This is a genomic window from Bradyrhizobium sp. URHA0013, assembly GCF_000518345.1.
In the GTDB taxonomy this organism is placed as follows: domain Bacteria; phylum Pseudomonadota; class Alphaproteobacteria; order Rhizobiales; family Xanthobacteraceae; genus Bradyrhizobium.
The window spans coordinates 437,563-455,055 of the sequence record NZ_JADK01000006.1 but is presented as its reverse complement, the minus strand read 5'-3'; the positions used below and the strand labels follow the sequence as shown (position 1 = coordinate 455,055).

At 64.9% G+C, this 17,493-nt stretch carries 16 protein-coding genes and 1 pseudogene; 4 read left to right on the top strand and 13 right to left on the bottom strand.

Translation table 11 applies throughout. The features are described 5' to 3' along the window. Nucleotides 1-11: 11 nt before the first annotated feature. Nucleotides 12-938 (bottom strand): cytochrome c, encoded by a 927-nt coding sequence (locus N551_RS0109840; protein ID WP_027566841.1) that lies wholly within the window; start codon nucleotides 936-938, stop codon nucleotides 12-14. A 155-nt stretch (nucleotides 939-1,093) separates the two neighbouring features. Here N551_RS0109840 and N551_RS0109835 point away from each other — a divergent pair, with 155 nt between their 5' ends. Next, on the top strand, nucleotides 1,094-1,510 hold the full coding sequence (locus N551_RS0109835) for a CHRD domain-containing protein (protein WP_027566840.1): 417 nt from the start codon (nucleotides 1,094-1,096) through the stop codon (nucleotides 1,508-1,510). Between the two features lie 77 nt (nucleotides 1,511-1,587). Here N551_RS0109835 and N551_RS0109830 read toward each other — a convergent pair whose 3' ends face one another. The 10 genes and pseudogenes from N551_RS0109830 to N551_RS39225 all read right to left on the bottom strand — a co-directional run. Continuing rightward, nucleotides 1,588-2,883 carry a cystathionine gamma-synthase family protein gene (locus N551_RS0109830; RefSeq protein ID WP_027566839.1) on the bottom strand — a complete coding sequence of 432 codons (1,296 nt, stop codon included), beginning with the start codon at nucleotides 2,881-2,883 and terminating at the stop codon, nucleotides 1,588-1,590. A gap of 285 nt (nucleotides 2,884-3,168) precedes the next feature. Continuing rightward, entirely contained in the window at nucleotides 3,169-3,615 is a 447-nt protein-coding gene (locus N551_RS0109825) for a cytochrome c (RefSeq protein WP_007602016.1), read from the bottom strand. 121 nt (nucleotides 3,616-3,736) lie between these two features. Continuing rightward, a complete protein-coding gene (locus tag N551_RS0109820; protein WP_027566838.1) occupies nucleotides 3,737-6,046 on the bottom strand; it encodes a xanthine dehydrogenase family protein molybdopterin-binding subunit in 2,310 nt (769 codons plus the stop codon). Nucleotides 6,047-6,323: 277 nt separating this feature from the next. Continuing rightward, nucleotides 6,324-6,581, bottom strand: coding sequence for a DUF1127 domain-containing protein (locus N551_RS0109815; protein ID WP_245287753.1), 258 nt, complete (start codon nucleotides 6,579-6,581; stop codon nucleotides 6,324-6,326). A 306-nt stretch (nucleotides 6,582-6,887) separates the two neighbouring features. Beyond that, on the bottom strand, nucleotides 6,888-7,304 hold the full coding sequence (locus N551_RS0109810) for an SRPBCC family protein (RefSeq protein WP_027566836.1): 417 nt from the start codon (nucleotides 7,302-7,304) through the stop codon (nucleotides 6,888-6,890). 163 nt (nucleotides 7,305-7,467) lie between these two features. Next, the gene (gene murJ, locus N551_RS0109805; RefSeq protein WP_027566835.1) at nucleotides 7,468-8,994 is read right to left on the bottom strand and encodes a murein biosynthesis integral membrane protein MurJ; all 1,527 of its coding nucleotides are present in this window, start codon (nucleotides 8,992-8,994) and stop codon (nucleotides 7,468-7,470) included. Between the two features lie 43 nt (nucleotides 8,995-9,037). Then, a complete protein-coding gene (locus tag N551_RS0109800) occupies nucleotides 9,038-10,189 on the bottom strand; it encodes a DegT/DnrJ/EryC1/StrS aminotransferase family protein (protein ID WP_035961200.1) in 1,152 nt (383 codons plus the stop codon). A gap of 33 nt (nucleotides 10,190-10,222) precedes the next feature. Beyond that, on the bottom strand, nucleotides 10,223-11,227 hold the full coding sequence (locus N551_RS0109795; RefSeq protein ID WP_027566833.1) for a Gfo/Idh/MocA family protein: 1,005 nt from the start codon (nucleotides 11,225-11,227) through the stop codon (nucleotides 10,223-10,225). Nucleotides 11,228-11,411: 184 nt separating this feature from the next. Then, on the bottom strand, nucleotides 11,412-12,824 hold the full coding sequence (locus tag N551_RS0109790; RefSeq protein ID WP_027566832.1) for a mannose-1-phosphate guanylyltransferase/mannose-6-phosphate isomerase: 1,413 nt from the start codon (nucleotides 12,822-12,824) through the stop codon (nucleotides 11,412-11,414). Nucleotides 12,825-12,831: 7 nt separating this feature from the next. Continuing rightward, a pseudogene (locus N551_RS39225) lies at nucleotides 12,832-13,109 on the bottom strand (UDP-glucuronate 5-epimerase); the annotation flags it as partial. Here N551_RS39225 and N551_RS38695 point away from each other — a divergent pair. The 3 genes from N551_RS38695 (at nucleotide 13,017) to N551_RS0109775 (ending at nucleotide 15,340) form a co-directional block, all read left to right on the top strand. Continuing rightward, nucleotides 13,017-13,214 (top strand): hypothetical protein, encoded by a 198-nt coding sequence (locus N551_RS38695; RefSeq protein WP_197031117.1) that lies wholly within the window; start codon nucleotides 13,017-13,019, stop codon nucleotides 13,212-13,214. The pseudogene N551_RS39225 and the gene N551_RS38695 overlap by 93 nt on opposite strands. A 150-nt stretch (nucleotides 13,215-13,364) precedes the next feature. Next, nucleotides 13,365-14,324 (top strand): lysylphosphatidylglycerol synthase transmembrane domain-containing protein, encoded by a 960-nt coding sequence (locus tag N551_RS0109780; protein WP_027566831.1) that lies wholly within the window; start codon nucleotides 13,365-13,367, stop codon nucleotides 14,322-14,324. Further along, nucleotides 14,321-15,340: a glycosyltransferase family 4 protein gene (locus N551_RS0109775; protein ID WP_027566830.1), complete on the top strand. Its 1,020-nt coding sequence runs from the start codon at nucleotides 14,321-14,323 to the stop codon at nucleotides 15,338-15,340. Before N551_RS0109780 ends, N551_RS0109775 begins: the two co-directional genes overlap by 4 nt. Here N551_RS0109775 and N551_RS0109770 read toward each other — a convergent pair. Together N551_RS0109770 and N551_RS0109765 are read right to left on the bottom strand one after the other, a co-directional pair. Next, nucleotides 15,328-16,275: an NAD-dependent epimerase/dehydratase family protein gene (locus N551_RS0109770; protein WP_027566829.1), complete on the bottom strand. Its 948-nt coding sequence runs from the start codon at nucleotides 16,273-16,275 to the stop codon at nucleotides 15,328-15,330. The two genes, N551_RS0109775 and N551_RS0109770, sit on opposite strands and share 13 nt — an antisense overlap. After that, complete coding sequence (locus tag N551_RS0109765; protein WP_027566828.1) at nucleotides 16,272-17,492, bottom strand: glycosyltransferase family 4 protein; 1,221 nt, start codon at nucleotides 17,490-17,492, stop codon at nucleotides 16,272-16,274. The genes N551_RS0109770 and N551_RS0109765 overlap by 4 nt, the downstream gene beginning before the upstream one ends. Nucleotide 17,493 lies beyond the last annotated feature (1 nt).

Below are 17,493 nucleotides of genomic sequence, written 5' to 3'. Positions count from 1 at the left end.
GGCGGGCCTGATCAGGCGCCGCCCTCCTTGCGCTTGGGGCGCGGCGGACCGTCCACCGGCGGCAGCGATTTGAGATAGTCCGCCATCGCCGCGAGATCGTCGTCCGGCAATTGCGAGGTGTTCTTGATCACCCGCGTCATCGCGCCGCCGACGCTGTCGCCGTCGGGCAATTCGCCGGTCTTCAGGAAATAGGCAATATCCTTCGCGCTCCACTCGCCGAGGCCCTTCTGGGTGATGTTGGGCACCCATCCCTCGCCTTCCGGATTCGGGCCTCCCGCGAAGCGTTGTCCGGCGATGATGCCGCCAAGCGCGTTGCGTGGGCTGTGGCACTCCGCGCAATGGCCAAAGCTGTTGACGAGATAGGCGCCGCGATTCCACTGCGGCGACTTCGCGCTGTCGGCGACGAAGGGCTTGCCGTCCAGAAATAAGAATTTCCAGATGCCGACGTTGCGCCTTATATTGAACGGAAAGCGCACGTCGTGGTCGCGCACCTTTCCTGCAACGGCCGGCAGCGTTTTCAGGTACGCAAAGAGATCGAGCACGTCCTCGCGCCTGGCATGCTGATAGGACGTGTAGGGAAAGGCCGGAAAGTAATGCTGCCCGTCCGGGGAGACCCCGTGCATCACCGCGTTGACGAATTCGGCCTCGCTCCATTTGCCGATGCCGTCGGTCGGGTCGGACGAGATGTTCGGCGCATAGAACGTTCCGAACGGCGACTTGATCGCAACGCCGCCGCCGAGCCTGAGACGATCGGGCTGGTCGGGGACGGCATGGCATGAGGCGCAGCCGCCGGCGTTGAATATCACCTGGCCATTGGCAAGATCAGGGGCGCGGGCGGGCGCGGTGCCGGCCGCCACCACCGGCGCGCTGAGCCACCAATAGACGCCGGCTGCGGCGAGTGCGGCGAGCAGCGCCACGGAGGTTGTTCGTCGCAACATGCGGTCCTTTCGTCGTCGCGGCGAAGCTTATGACCGATGCCCTCGCGGCTCCAGCCACGAAGAATTTAGCCCACCGCGGCCTGAAACGGGAATAAACTGAAATGCCGGCTGTTGGAAGTTTGGCGGCCCAAACGGGTTCAGCAGGGAGAAAAATCATGAACAAGATCGTCATTGCCATGTCAGTGCTTGGCGCCGTTGCTTTTGCGGGTTCGGCCAGCGCCGAAAAGCTGAAAGCAACGCTCGACGCCAAGTCCGAGGTCCCCGCAACGACCAGCAGCGGCACTGGAACGGCCGATCTGGATTACGACGCCGCCAGCAAGAAGCTGTCCTGGAAGGTCACCTATTCCGGCCTGTCCGGCCCCGCCACCGCCGCGCATTTCCACGGACCCGCCGAGGCCGGCAAGAACGCCGGCGTCGCGGTCGCGATTCCGAATGCGACGTCCAGCCCGGTCGAGGGCTCGGCGACATTGACCGACGCGCAGGCCGCCGATCTGCTCGGCGGCAAGCTCTACGTCAACATCCACACCGCGGCCAATCCGGGCGGCGAGATCCGCGGTCAGGTGACGAAGTAAACTTCGCACAGACCAGCAAAAAAGGGCGGCTGCCATCGCAGCCGCCCTTTTCGATTCCCGTAGCGCTGGCGCGGGCGTCACACCTCAGGTTCGGCTGCGTTCAGCGCCTGCGCGAGGTCGGCGATCAAATCCGACGGGTGTTCGATGCCGATCGACAGCCGGATCGTGGAATCGAGCACGCCGATCTTGCGGCGGATATCGGCGGGAACGCCGGAGTGGGTCATGGTGGCGGGCAGGCTCGCAAGCGACTCCGTTCCGCCGAGGCTCACCGCCAGTTTGAGGATCTGCAGCGCGTTGAGGAATTTCATGGCGGCGGCCTTGCCGCCGACGATGTCGAACGAGAACGTCGATCCCGCCCCTGTGCATTGCCGGGCGAACACAAGTCCGTCCGGCGACGCCGCCTCGTGATGACCGAGATAGTGCACCTTGGCCACTTTGGGATGATCGCGCAGATAGTCCGCCACGAGGCGCGCATTCGCATCGGCCTTTTCCATGCGCAGGCTCAGCGTCTCGAGCGACCGGTTGATCATCCAGCAGGAATGCGGATCGAGCTGGGTGCCGATGGCGCCCCGCAGCGCCTTGATGCCTTTCACGACCGCCTTCGCGCCGAGCGCGGCGCCCGCGATCAGGTCTGAATGACCGCCGACATATTTCGTGAGCGAGTACAGGGAAATATCGGCGCCGTGCTCGATCGGCCGCTGAAACACCGGCCCGAGCAGCGTATTGTCGCAGGCGATGATCGGAATATGGCCTTGGGTCTTTCCGATGGTCTCGGCGACGCGCCGCATCATCGCGACATCGACCAGCCCGTTGGTCGGGTTGGCCGGGGTTTCGATCAGGATCATCGAGACGCGGCCCTTGCGCATGGCCTCCTCCGCGGCCTGGCTGACCACGGCTTCGTCAACGCCATCGGCGAAGCCGACGGCGCCGATCGACAGACGCGCAAGCGTATTCGTCAGCAGGGTTTCCGTGCCGCCATAGAGCGGCTGGGAGTGCAGAATGACATCGCCGGGGCGGACGAACGCCAGGATCGTGGTCGCGATGGCCGCCATGCCCGACGAGAACAGCGCGCAGCTCTCGGTGCGCTCGTAGATCGCGAGCCTGTCCTCGACGATTTCGCTGTTGGGGTGATTGAAGCGTGAATAGACCAGGCCCGCGCCCATCCCTTCCGGCGGCTCGCGCCGGCCGGAGACGAAATCGAAGAAGTCCTGCCCGTCCTCGGCCGTCTTGAACACGAAGGTCGAGGTCAGGAACACCGGCGGCTTGACCGCGCCTTCCGACAATTGCGGATCGTAGCCATAGGTCAGCATCAGCGTTTCCGGATGCAGCATATGGTTGCCGATGTGCGTCTTCGACGGGAACGGTTTGACCATGGCTTGTCTCGCTGTTGCTGATTGAGCTGCTCGCCGCGGGTTGGAACTCCTGATGTCGCAACGCGGTCAGGAGCGAGATGCGTCGGCGTCAAAAGCTCACGCCAATGCCGCGGCGGCTGGAGCCAAGATAGCTGCTCCGGCAGCGATCCGTCAGGCCTTGCGGACAGAATCTCCAGTGCTGCGCGCCAACCTGAAAAAAGCGGCTGCTGTCGCAACCGCTTTTTCCCGATTCTCAGTAGCCGGATGGAGCGCAGCGCAATCCGGGCTACGAATCTTTTTCTTCCGTCAACCGTTCTTCACGCGAAACGTCTCGTGGCAGCCGCCGCATTCCTTGCCGACCGCGGGGAAATTCGCCTTGAGCGAGTCCAAATCCTTGATCTTGCCCTTGGCCTCGCCGACGACCTTGGCGAAGCTCGCGACCTTGGCATCGAAGCCGGCCTTGTCCTCCCACACCTTCGGCGAGGCGCTGTAGTCGCCCTCGGGCTTCATGCCCTTGGCGCTCGCCGGAAACAGGTTCGGCAGCTTCTTGGCGGTATCCTCGAACTGCGCCAGCGCGCTGTCCACCGTGGCCTGGTCGTAGGGCTTCTCGCCCTTGACCATCGCTGCCACTGCGCCGGCGTTCTTGCCATTGCCCTTCATCAGGGTCTGGACCTCCTTGACGGAGTCCTGTTGTGCCCAAACCGCGCCCATACCGAGCAGGAGCGCGCCCCCAACAACCAACACTCGCTTCATTCGCAAAGTCCCTTTCCTTGATGCAGGATTGCCTTGATGCAGGATCGCCGTGCTGCACGATCGTGCTGACCCCTCAATGGGGCCAACACCGCTCGGCAGACTTCATTCCCGTGGAAGATTGTCACAGGCTGTGACGGCGATGGTGCTCGTTGACGGCGATCCAGACCCGCTCCGGGGTCGCCGGCATGTCGATGTGGTCGATCTTGTACTCGCGCCAGAGCCCGTCGACGATGGCGTTGACGACGGCCGGGCAGGACCCGATCGCGCCGGCCTCGCCCGCGCCCTTCACCCCCAGCGGATTGGTCTTGCAGGGAACGTTGGCGGTCTCGAACACGAAGTCCGGCCCGTCCGCCGCGCGCGGCAACGCGTAGTCCATGAAGGTCGCGGTGACGAGCTGGCCGTCGCCCGCGCCATAGACGACCTGCTCCATCAACGCCTGGCCGATGCCCTGCATGGCGCCGCCATGGACCTGGCCGGCCAGCAGCAGCGGATTGAGCGTCATGCCGAAATCGTCGACGATCACGTAGTTGACGATTTTGATGATGCCGGTGGCCGGATCGATCTCGACCTCCGCGACATGGGTGCCGTTCGGATAGGTACCGTCGGCGCTGGCAAAGGTCGCGCTCGCATTGAGCTTCGACGGATCGACGCCGGGACGCTTGGCGAGGTCGGCGAACGAGATCGAACGGTCGGTGCCGGCGATGCGCACCAGGCCATCGGTGATCTCGAGGTCGCCGGCACTGGCTTCCAGCGCCTGCGCGGCGATCTCCTTGAGCCGCGCGCCGAGCTCGCGGGTCGCACGCTCGACGCTGACACCGCCTGACGGGATCGAAGCCGAGCCGCCGGTCCCGAGGCCGGTGGCGATCATGTCGGTGTCGCCCTGGTGGACGTGCACGCGCTCAGGCGCCACGCCGAACTGCTCGGCAACGATCTGCGCATAGGCGGTCTGATGGCCCTGCCCGCTCGACTGGGTGCCGATCAGGACAGTGATATCGCCATTGGGGTCCATCCGCACATTGGCGGTCTCCTCGCCCATGGTGCCGCAGACCTCGACATAGCTCGCAAGTCCGATGCCGCGGATCAGGCCATTCTTCTTGGCCGCCTTGGCGCGCTTGCCAAACTCTTTCCACTCGGCGATCTCCATCGCGCGCTTCAGATGCGCGGCGAAGTCGCCGGAATCGTAAACCTTGCCGGTCGCGGTCTTGTAGGGCAGCGCTTTCGGCTGAATGAAATTCTTGCGGCGGATGGCATCCACCGTCATGTCGAGTTTTCGCGCGCAGGCGTCCACGAGACGTTCGATAACGTAAGCCGCTTCGGGCCGCCCGGCGCCGCGATAGGCATCGACCGGCACGCTGTTGGTGAAGATGGTGCGCACCCGGCAGTGGAACGCCTGGATGTCGTAGAGGCCCGGCAGCATGCCGGCGCCGCCATGCGGGATATAGGGCCCGAAGGTCGACAGATAGGCGCCCATGTCGCCCATCAGGTCGCAATCCATCGCGAGGAACTTGCCGTCCTCGGCCAGCGCCATCTTCGCGGTGGTGACGTTGTCGCGGCCCTGCGCGTCGCCCATAAAGTGCTCGGTGCGGTCGGCCGCCCATTTCACCGCCTTCTTCAGCTTTCGCGCGGCGACCGCCAGGAGGGCGTATTCCCGATAGGGAAACAGCTTTGTGCCGAAGCCGCCGCCGACGTCGGGGCAGATCACCCGCATCTTGTCGGTCGGAATGTTGAGCACGTTTTGGCAGAGGATGTCGCGCAGGCGATGGCTGCCTTGGCTGCCGACCGTCAGCGTCAGATGGTCGCGCTTGGCGTCGTATTCGCACACCGCCGCGCGCGTCTCCATGAAGTTCGCCACGACGCGCGGATTGACGATCGAGATCTCGGCCACCGCATGCGCTTTGGCAAAGGCCGCTTCGGTCGCTTTCTTGTCGCCGATCGAGACGTCGAACAGCACGTTGCCGGGCTTGTCCGGCCAGACCAAGGCTGCGCCCTTCTTCACGGCGTTGACGACGCCGGTCACCGCCGGCAGCGGGCTCCATTTGACCTCGATCGCCTCGATCGCGTCGCGGGCCTGGTCGATGGTCTCGGCGACCGCGAAGGCGATGGAATCGCCGACATGGCGTACCTCGTCCTTGGCGAGGATCGGGTAAGGCGGCCCGGTGAAGGGATCGGTCTCGAGATTGAACAGGCAGGGCAGATTGCCGAGATCCCCAACGTCATCGGCGGTCAGGATCAGCGCGACGCCGGGAAGAGTGCGGGCTCGGCTCGCATCGATGGTGTATTTGGCATGCGCATGCGGCGAGCGCAGCATCAGGCAGCGAAGCGCGGCCTGCGGCGCATAATCGTCGGTATAGCGGCCCTTGCCGCGGATGAGCGCGTCATCCTCCTTGCGCAATACGCTTTGGCCAACGCCGAACTTGATGGGAGCCGCCATTTTCTCGTCCCGTTTCTCATGGTTGTTTTGCCGGCATATTGCCGTGGAAAAACTGGCAAGGCAAACGGGTTTAGCCATGCGAAAACCGTCCAGCGCCCTCACCTGTCAGAGCAGGATGGAACGGGAGCGCCGCAGCTCGGTCATTTCGCTGTGAGGATCGGTCCGCTTGATGGCATGATAGTTGCCGAACCCGCCTGCAGTGCACGCCTGAGAACAAGCAGCCGTGCCGACGGCTGCTTGCTCACAAAGCGCATCTCCGCTTCGGATGGCTCATCAGTTACATCCCCCCGCGGCTCCATAGATCTCTGGCGTGATCCCTCAGCCTATCGATAGCCCGTTCCGGCGAGATGTAGTCGACCTCGCCACGCGTTATGCCGATATCCATCAGCTCCCTGTCACTCAGGTCCTGCAAGGCGAGGTGTGGACCCTGCCGCCAGCGCCAGTCCTGGAGCGCACGCCAGTATTGCGCGAGCAAGCCTGGGATGCTCCAGGTCGAGGCAAGTTCGAGAGGGAGCCTCTCGGTCTCGGATGTCATGTTCGTCTGTTGGGGTGGCATCGGCTGCTCCTGCTTTTGTGCCGGCAGGAAGCGTGGCCAAACAAAAGGCCCCGTCCGATGCCGGCGGGGCCTGGTGAAAAGATGTCGTCGTCGAATTCCTAGCGCACGACTCCTTCCACGGCCCAGCCGAAGCGGGTCATGTGGTTGCGGTTGAGTTTGCGCGACGATTTGATCATTCGCTGCGATTACCACAGCAATCGCGCAAAATCAAGAGATGTGTAGAGGTTCGCTGCATCCTGGAGGCGAGTCCCTTACCCTGGCGCTTTCTTGCCTCTACACACGCCCTCAGGACTTCGTCTGCTTCGCTTCTACGTATCGTGCGAAGTTGTCGAGGATTGCCTGCCAACCGCCTTGCTGCTGCTCGACCGAATGCGTCGATTCGCCATCGAAGACCACGCGGACGAGAATGCCCTTTGGGCCGGGCACAAACTCGACTTCGGCTTTTCGCTCGCCGAACGCGTATTCGATCCGCTTTTGCTCGATGATTTTCGTGTAGGTACCGGCGAAGTCAAAGCCCATGCTGCCGTCCTTGGCCTCCATGCGCGATGAGAAGACACCGCCTTCTCGCAGGTCGACGGTCGCCTTGGTCGTATGCCAGTCGTCGGACGCGGCGTTCCACTTCATGATGTCGGCCGGCATCGTATAAGCGCGCCAGACCTGATCGATGGGGGCTGCTACGTTGGTTTCGACGGTGATCCTCATAAACAGTGCTCCTGGTTCGATTTTTGCCGGCTCAAGGTGACGGCATCACGTCAATTGTGCGGGGTCCATCCGCCGCACTTCCGAGATGTGTCGATCCAAGGACGATCGAGACTGGCCCATGCCGACAAGGTCGAGCTGTCAATGCGTTGAAAATATGAAAAATCTAGCCCCGCACCAGCGAGACCAGCCAGCGGCGGCCGAACAGGGCGAGGATGGCGAGCGCATAGACGATCGTCCCCCCGACGGCCAGCAGAAGCAGCGTCAATTCGTCCCGGAAGGGCATCGCGCCCAACGAAGGACCGCCAAAGCGCGCGATGAGCCAGAAGGCTGCCGCCAGGATGATCCCGGTCAGCAGGAATTTGGCGAGCGACAACAGCCAGGCGCGGTCCAGCACGAGAAAGCCTCGCCGCACCGCGAAGAACAGCACCAGCAGCAGGTTGGTCCACACGCCGACGGCAGTGGCCAGCGCAAGCCCGGTCTGGGCCAGCGATCCCATCAAGGCGACCTTGAGCGCGACGTTGACCGCGATGCCGGTCAGGGAGGCGCGAACCGGCGTTGCCGTGTCCTTGCGCGCATAGAAGGTCGCGACCGCGCTGCGGATCAACACGAAGGGGATCAGGCCGATGGCATAGGCCGCGAGCGTGGCGCCGGCGGCGGCGGCATCGGCTTTCGAGAACGCACCGCGAGCGAACAGCGCGCGCATGATCGCGTCGGGCACAGTGAGGAAGGCGGCGACGAACGGCACCGAGAACAACAACGTGAAATCGAAGGCGCGGCGCTGCGCCTTCATCGCGCCGTCATGGTCGTTGGCCGTGATCCGCCGCGACATCTCCGGCAGCAGCACCGTGCCGATGGCAATGCCGATCACGCCGATCGGGAGCTGGTTGAGGCGGTCGGCGTAATACAGCGCCGACAGCGCGCCCGCAGGCAGGAAGGTCGCGATGATGGTGTCGGCAAACAGCGCCAGCTGCGTGCCCATCGAGCCCAGCGTCGCAGGCCCGAGTGCCCTAAAGAATGCGCGGACGTCTTCGTCGAGCTTGAGTGGCGCAAAGCGCGGCAGGCCGCCATGGCGGGCGAGATCGCCGGCGAGCAAGAAATACTGCAAAAAGCCGGAGATCAGGACGCCCCAGGCGGCGGCGTAGCCCGCGCTGGGAAACCAGGCGGCAAGCGCCAGCGTCATCATCATCGAGACGTTGAGGAAGATCGACGCGGCTGCGGCGCTCGCGAAGCGCTGCATCACGTTGAGCATGCCGCCATAGAGCGTCACCAGCGTGATCAGCAGCAGATAGGGAAAGGTGATCCGGGTCAGCTCGATCGCGAGCTTGCGCTGCTCGGCGTCCTCGGAAAAGCCGGGGGCCAGAAGGCTCATGGCTTGCGGCATGAACAGCCAGGCGACGATCAGCAGCACCACCTGCGAGGCCAGCAGCAGCGTGAAGATGCGGTCGGCGAACAATCTTGCCGCCCCCTCCCCGCGCTCGCCATGGACGTGCGCATAGGCCGGCACCCAGGCCGCGTTGAAGGCGCCCTCGGCAAAGATCGCACGGAAATGGTTGGGCAGCCGCAGCGCCACGAAAAAGGCGTCGGCCACGGGGCCGGCGCCGAGAATCGCCGCAAGCATGATGTCGCGGGCAAATCCCGTCAGCCGCGAGAGCAGCGTGTAACCACCAACCGTGAAGATACGTCCGAGCATCGTTCCCTTCTAAAGGAAGAGCTCGCGCAGCAAAACGGCGAATTCAGGTTGAAAGCGCGCCGCGCACGGCCGCGATGATCCGCTCCTGATCGGCTTCGGTCAGGTAGGCGTGCATCGGCAGGCTGATGACGTCCTGCGACAGGCTCTCGCAGCCCGGCAGGCCGCCCTCGGCCACCGGGTACTGCTTGTAGGCCGTCTGCTGATGCATCGACTTGCCGTAATAGATCGCCGTCGGCACGCCCTGGGCCTTCAGCGCGGCGGCAAAGCCGTCGCGGTCGGTGCCCTCAGGGAGGCGGATCGTGTACTGCGCCCAGACCGAGGTGTTGCCGGGAGCAACGCGCGGCACGGTGACTACATTGCTGAGACCGCGCGCGTAGCGCTCGGCGACCTTGTTGCGGGCGGCGATCTCGTCGTCGAATATCTTCAGCTTCTCGATCAGGATCGCGGCCTGCATGGTATCGAGCCGGCCGGTCAGGCCGAGGCGGACGTTGTCGTATTTGTCGATGCCCTGCCCGTGCACGCGGATGCTGCGCAGCGTCGCCGCGAGCTCGTCGTCATCGGTGAAGATCGCGCCGCCGTCGCCGAAGCAGCCGAGCGGTTTTGCGGGAAAGAAGCTGGTCGCGGTGGCGAGCCCGAAGGTGCCGAGCCTGCGGCCCTTGTAGCTCGCGCCAAAGCCTTGGGCTGCGTCATCGAGCACAAACAGGCCTTCGGCCTTGGCGATCTCGGCGATGGCGTCGTGATCGGCCGGCTGGCCGAACAAATCGACCGGAATGATCGCGACCGGCTTGAGGCCGGCCTTGCGGGCGGTCGCGATGCCGCGCTTGAGCGATTCCGGGCTCATGTTGAAGGTGGCTTCGTCGACGTCGACATAAACCGGCGTCGCGCCGGTCCGCGCCACCGGCGAAGCCGTCGCGATGAAGGTGAAGGACGGACACAGCACGGCGTCGCCGGGCCCGACATTCTTCGCCATCATCACCATCAGGATCGCATCGGTGCCGCTGGCGCAGCCGATCACATGCTTGGCGCCGCAATATGCCGCAAGCTGCTTCTCGAGCTCGGCGACTTCAGGGCCGTTGACGAACTGACAATGGTCGAGAACGCGCTTCACGGCCACATCGAGCGCATCGCCGAGCCGGCGGCGCTGCGAGGCGACGTCGATGAAGGGAATGGGTTCGGAACGCAGATGCTGGTTCATGGCGCCTTCTTGGCTAGTCGACATGGAAAGAGTTCAACCGGCAACGCGGCGCGGACCCTTGCGGGCCGACGACGTGGCCGCGGGCCGCGACGGCGTTTCCAGGCACTGCGTCGCGATCTCGAGGCTGGCGACACCTTCGTCGCCGGTGACCGCCGGCGTCTCGCCGTTGCGCACGGCCTTGAGGAACGCGATCAGCTCGGCGCGGAGCGGCTCGTCATGGCCGACCGGCAGATGCCGCATCGAATAGCTGCCGTCAGGCTTGAAGCCGAAACATTCGGTGACCTGGCGCGTCAGGAGATCGCCCATCACGTATTTGCCGCGGGTCGCGACCGTGACGCTACGCGCCTTGAACGGCGTCAGCCAGTTGGTGTTGATGTGCGCGAGCACGCCGTTGGCGGTGCGGAACTGCAAGAGCGCGATGTCCTCGCGCTCGGCGACCGCACTCGACAATTGCGGCTGCACCTCGACGATGTCGGACTCGGTGAACCAGCGGATCAGATCGATGTCGTGCACGGCGAGATCGATGACGACGCCGACATTGGACATGCGCGGCGGAAACGGGCCGACGCGCGTGATCGCGATCGACAGAATATCCTCGCCCGCGATCGCCTGCTTGACGGCGGCGACCGCCGGATTGAAGCGCTCGACATGACCGACCATCAGCGTCACGCCGGCTTTTTGCGCAGCCGCGACGATCTCGCGGCCTTCCGCGACCGTGGACGCAATCGGCTTCTCGACCATCACGTGGATGTTCTTGGCGATGCAGGCGAGCGAGACCTCGTGATGCAGATGGGTCGGCGCCGCGATGGTGACGGCATCGACGCCTTCGGCCAGCAGCTGGTCGAGCGTCTCGAAGCTCGCGCAATTGGCAAGCTCCATCGCCCGGGTGCGATGCGCCGGCGAAGGATCGACGACGCCGACGAGGTTGACGCCGGGAAGACCCGCGAGCACGCGCGCGTGGTTGCTGCCCATCACGCCGGCGCCAATGACGCCGACGCGCAAGCCGGCCTTTGCCGGTGCCGATCCTGTGGAACTCATTTGAGCAAACCCCGATTCAACGCAAATCCCCGGGGCGCTTCTAGCACGGACGCCACATTTGTGGCGAATGCGGAGCTAGCGGTCCGGACACGATTTGATTCAAAAAGTTACACGTTTCCCGGGCCTTAAGCCTCTGAAAGACACCACTCTTTTGGCCCGGGTCGCGTGATTCGGAGTGTGCTGGTTACGACCTTTGATAGTCGTCTTCAATCCGGATGATGTCGTCTTCTCCGAGATAGCTTCCAGTCTGGACCTCGATCAGCTCCAGCATGATTTTACCGGGGTTCTCCATCCGGTGCACCGCGCCCATCGGAATGTAGATCGACTCGTTCTCGTGCACGCTTTTGACGGTCTCGTTGACGGTGACGCGGGCGGTGCCGCGGACCACGATCCAGTGCTCGGCGCGATGATGGTGCTTCTGCAGCGACAGACGCCCGCCGGGCTTGACCACGATGCGCTTGACCTGGTGGCGCTCGCCATTGTCGACCGACTGGTAGCTGCCCCAGGGCCGATGCACCTTGAGATGCTCCTCGGTGACCTTCGGTGCGACCGCCTTGAGTTTTGTGACCAGCCGCTTGAGCCCGTCGGCATCCTTCTGGCGCGAGACCAGCACCGCGTCCGCGGTCGCAACCACGATGAGATCGTCGACGCCTTCGAGGGCGACCAGCGCAGAGTCCGTGGTGACGTTGCAGTTGCGGGAATCCTCGAACACGGCGGCGCCATGCGAAGCATTGCCTTGCGCGTCCTTGTCCGATAATTCCCACACCGCGTGCCAGGAGCCGACGTCGGACCATCCGCACGACACCGGCACGACCGCGGCGCGCGCGGTCTTCTCCATCACCGCATAGTCGATCGAGATCGCCTTGGCCGCGCCGAACGCCTCGGGCTCCAGCGTCACGAAGCCGAGATCGCGGCCGGCATTGGTCACGGCATTGGAAATCGCCTCCACGCTCGCCGCATCGATCTTGCGGTATTCGTCGAGCAACACAGTGGCGGGGAACATGAAGTTGCCGCTGTTCCAGAGATAGCCGGAATTGACGTAGTCGGCGGCCTTCACCGCATCCGGCTTCTCGACGAAGCGCGCGACCGCGTGTACCTCGCCGGAGATGACCTCGCCCGGGCTGATATAGCCGTATTCGGTCGCCGGCCGCTCCGGCTTGACGCCGAAGGTGACGATGCGCCCGGTACTCGCGGCGGTGAGGCCCTGGCGGCCCGCGGCGACGAAGGCCGCATTGTCCTGCACGACGTGGTCGGCGGCGAGCGCGAGCACGATCGCCTCACTCGCGCGGTTCTGCGCGAACACCGCGCCGGCGGCGATCGCGGGGCCGGAATCGCGCCGCATCGGCTCGAGGATCACGTCGGCCTCGATGCCAATCTCGGCGAGTTGCTCCAGCACCATGAAGCGGTAGGACGCATTGGTGATGACGATCGGGCGATCGAACAGCGAGGCCTCCGAGACGCGCAACAGCGTGTCCTGGAAGGTCGAGCGGGTGCCGAACAACGGCAGGAATTGCTTGGGGCGCACCTCGCGCGAGGCCGGCCACAGCCGCGTTCCGGCACCGCCGCACATGATCAGGGGGATAATGCGTTTGTCCATCGTCATTTCAAACCTTGAGGTCGTTCCGATACCAGGTGACAAAATTACGAATTCCGTGCGCGATCGGCGTTGACGGTGCAAAGCCGGCGTCGCGCATCAGATCCTCGACATCCGCGAACGTTTCCAAAAGGTCTCTCGGCAGCAATTCTTTGATCGCCGTCCGACCCAGCCCCTGCTCCAGAATCCGACGACATGCATCAGCTCTTCCGGATGGTGGTTGCCGACATTGTAGACCTTAGACGGCGCATTTGCGGCAGCCGGGTCATCGGCGGGCATCAAGCCGATGAAATCGGCGGCGCCCGTGACCAAAATCGCCTGATCCCTCATCCTGTTCCCAAGGTCTGCTTCACCCGATCCGTGCTCGATCTTTCGCCCGCGGCGCCTCTTTAGCCTCCGCATCGACGGGGTCGCAATAGCTCCGCTGCCCCGCATGAGGGCTCTCGATCACCGCTATTGCAAGATCGACGCCAAAACCATACCAAAGCGGCCGAATTCGGCGCCTTGCGTCGGGTTGCTTCAACCCTTGTTCATGCGGGCGAAATGCGCCGAATCCTGCTGTCGACGGCCAAGATCCTGATTTCCGGAGCGCTTCTCTACCTGGCGCTGCGCAAGGTCGATCTGTCCGAACTGTTTTCGCGCTTCACCGTGACCAGCCTGTTCTGGATCGGCTTGGCGATCGCCGTCACGTTCCTGCAAATCTTCGTCGGCGTGTTGCGCTGGCGCGAGGTCAGCGCCGCATGCGGCGCCCCGCTCGAGCTCGGCCGGGCCATGCGCTACAACGTGATCGGATCTTTCTTCAACCAGACCCTGCCCTCGGCGATCGGCGGCGATGCGGTCCGGTTGTGGCTTGTCGCGCGCGCCGGCGCCGGCTGGCGCGCTGCGACCTACTCGATCTTCGTCGATCGCGCGATCGGTTTGATCGCGCTCGCGATCATGATCGTCGCGAGCCTGCCCTGGAGCTACAGCCTCATCGCCGATCCACACGGGCGCTCGGCGCTGCTGCTCGTCGACCTCGCGGCGCTCGCGGGTGGTCTCGGCTTCCTGGTCTTCGGCGCGCTGAAATGGCACTGGCTGAGAACCTGGTGGGCCACGCATCACATCCACGCCTGTGCCGTGATCGCCAACCGCGTGATCTTCAGCCGCTCGCGCGGACCAGCCGTCGTGATCCTGTCGCTCGCCGTGCATGTGCTGGCCGTCGTGGTCGCCTGGTGCGTCGTGCAGTCGATCGCGGCGCCGGTCGGCTTCAGCGACGTCTTTATGCTGGTGCCGCCGGTGATGCTGATCACGATGATGCCGATCTCGATCGCCGGCTGGGGCGTACGTGAAGCCACCATGAGCCTCGCGTTCGGCTTCGCGGGGCTGGCCGCCAACGAGGGGGTCAACGTCTCGCTGCTGTTCGGCGCCGTGTACTTCATCGTCGGCGCGATCGGCGGCCTGGTCTGGATCCTCAGCGCGGAGAAAGCCGCGCAGGGATCGGCGCCGCTCGGGGTACCGGAGTGAACGCGACCGTTGACGCGCTCGGCGCCGTACCCTCGCTGCTTGCCGTTGCGATTGCCGCGCTGGTGTCGGGCGTCATCACCTGGACCAGCCGTCCCCTGCTCCAGCGGTACGCATTGGCGCGGCCCAACGCGCGGTCCTCTCATCGCATCCCGACCCCGCAGGGTGCGGGCATCGCCGTGATATCAGCGACGCTGCTGGTCGCATCAGCCTGGGCAGCCTGGGCGAACATCGCGATTCCGCCGGCGCTGATCGCTGCAACGGTCTTGATCGCCGTGGTCGGATTTGCCGACGACATCAAGTCGCTGCCGGTGCTCGTGCGCCTCGTGCTGCAGGCGGCAGCTGTCGGTGCCGTCGTGTTCACCACGCCCGAGACCGCGCGCATCGTGCCGGCGCTGCCGCTCGCGCTGGAGCGCGGACTCATCCTGCTGGCGGGCGTGTGGTTCGTAAACCTCGTCAACTTCATGGACGGGCTCGACCTGATGACGGTGGCGGAAGTGGTGCCCGTCACCGCCGCGCTGCTGCTGCTGGGACTGCTCGGCGATTTGTCGTGGCCGGCCGCGCTGATCGCCGCGGCGCTGTGCGGCGCCATGCTCGGCTTTGCGCCGTTCAACAAGCCGGTCGCGAAAGTCTTCCTGGGCGATGTCGGCAGCCTGCCGATCGGCCTTTTGCTCGGCTGGTGCCTGCTCGAGCTCGCCTGGCGCGGGCAGCCCGCCGCGGCGCTGTTGCTGCCGGCCTATTACCTCGTGGATTCGACCATCACGCTGTTCCGGCGCATCGCAAGGCGCGAGCAATTCTGGTCGGCGCATCGCTCGCATTTCTACCAGCGTGCCACCGACCATGGCTTCACGGTCTCCCGCGTGATCGGGGAGGTGTTCGCGCTCAATCTCGTGCTCGCGGGGCTTGCCATCGTCACCGCTCGCGCCGGCTCGATGACGATCTCGCTGACCGCGCTGTCGGCGGGCGCAATCGCGATCGGCATCGTGCTGCGGCGGTTCTCCCGCCCTCAGGCGTCCTGAGCCACCAGCGCCAGCCGCAGCCCCTCGTCGAGAGACACCGGCGGCTGCCACCCGGTCGCGGTCGCCTTGGCGAGGTTGAGCTCGAGCGAGCCGATCAGGCTGTCATGCGTATCCTGCCGGCCCAACAGGCTCAGCAACGTCCCGAGCAGGTCCGGCGGCATGCCGAACAGCCGCGAGCTCTTGCCGGCAGCCTTGGCCAGCCGCTCGATGAACTCGGGCGTCGAGACCTGCTCCCTGTCGGCCACCAGGAAGATCTCGAAATTGCTCGCGGGATCTGGATGAGAGAGCCGGCGCAGGATGAACGACGACAGGTTCTGCACGGCAAGGAAGGCGCGGTGGTTGCGGATCGCGGCAAAGGGCAGCGGCAGCCCGAGGTTCACTGCACGCGTCAGCAGCGCGAAATTGCCCTTGGCGCCCGCACCATAGACCAGCGGCGGCCTGATCACCGAGACCTTCATGGCGCTGTCGCGCGCCAGCGTCTTCAAGCCCGCTTCGGCCGCGGCCTTGGACATGCCGTAGAGACCGCGCGGCGTCAGGACATCGTCCTCGCTGAACGGCCCGCGGCCCTCATTGCTGCGACCGTGCACGAGAACGGTGCTGATGAAAATGAACTGCCGCACGCCGGCCGTCGCCGCGCTGCGCGCCAGGTGCAGCGTGCCGGCAATGTTGACGTTGCGGTAGAGCTGGACCGCATGCTCTTCGTGCTTGTGATGCACCCGTGCGGCGAGATGAACGACGGCGTCGACGCCTTGAAGCGCGGCCTGCCAGTCGGTTTCGGGGCCGATCGTTTCGATCACGACCTCGTCGTCCATGCCTTCCGGTTTGCGGACCGCGCGGCGGATCGACCATCCCTCGCGCGCCAGTGCGGGCACGACGTGACGGCCGACGAAACCGCTCGCCCCCGTCACCAGCACGACTGGCTTGCGCTCGTTCATCGTTGCTCCGGCAGTTCGGGGTTGCGCAACAATTCGTCGGCCAGGGCAGCATAGGCGTTCATCGCGGTAACGCGATCGAATTTCGCCGCCGCCTTTACCGCGCGCTCCGCAATGGCGACACCGTCGGAGCGAGACGCCGCGCGGATCGCCTCGACTAGTTGATCGGCGCGGCCCGGCGTCACGACCCAGCCCAGCCCGTTCTCCACCACGGTCAACGCGGCCTCGGCCTCCGGTTCGGAGACCAGCACCACGGGACGGCCGACCGCCAGCAGATTGTAGAACCGGCTCGGCACCGACACCCCCGCAACGTCCTTCCGGTACGGAATGATCCAGAGATTGGCAGCCGCCAGGAATGGTTCGAGCTCGGCATCCTCGACCCGTCCCACGAAGGAGACATTGGGCAAGTTCGCCTCAGTCTGCAACTGCTTCAACCGTTCGAAGCCGATGCCCCAGCCGGAGAGCAGGAAATGGATGTCGGGCTCGTCACTCAAAAGACGCGCCGCCTCGAACACGATCTCCGGATCATGGGTGAAGCCGAGATTGCCCGACAGGCCGACAACGAAACCCGCCGAGAGCGCTTTGCGGAACGGATTATCCGCCGTCACCGGCCGGGGTGCGGCCACGAGCGTCGCCCAGTTCGGGATGAAGCGGATCTTGTTCCGCGTCATGCCGGAATAGCTCAGTAGCGGCCGTTCCGCATCGCGGCCGATGGTGATGACGGCGTTGAGCGCGCGGAACATCAGGCCGTTGGCGGCGCGCATCGTCATGGTGATGATCGAACCGGGCTTCAGCAGGCCCGCCATCACCAGCACGTCGGGGAAGAGGTCGTGCATGATCAGCGCCGAGCGCGCGCCCTTCAGCCTCGCCGCCGCCGCGACTGCGTAAGGCAGCATGAACGGTGCGGTGACGGTGAGCACGACGTCGCCTCGCCTCAACTCCCGTGTCAACGCCAGGAACGTGCGCACCGCGAACAGCAGCTCGGAGGCGCCGCGCCGCACCAGCGCCGCCTTGCCCGCCATCCGGTTCTTGACGGCGACGACCCGCGGCTTGCCCGGGCCGGTCTGCGAGGCCGGCAACGCGCCTGATGAGCCCGACAGCACCACGACCTCGTGATCCCCGGCGATGCGGCAGGCGATCTCGGCCATGATCGCCGCCGTCGTGCTCGGATCAGGCGGGTAGTGCTGGCTCGCCACGACGATCTTGCCTCGAGGCTGCATG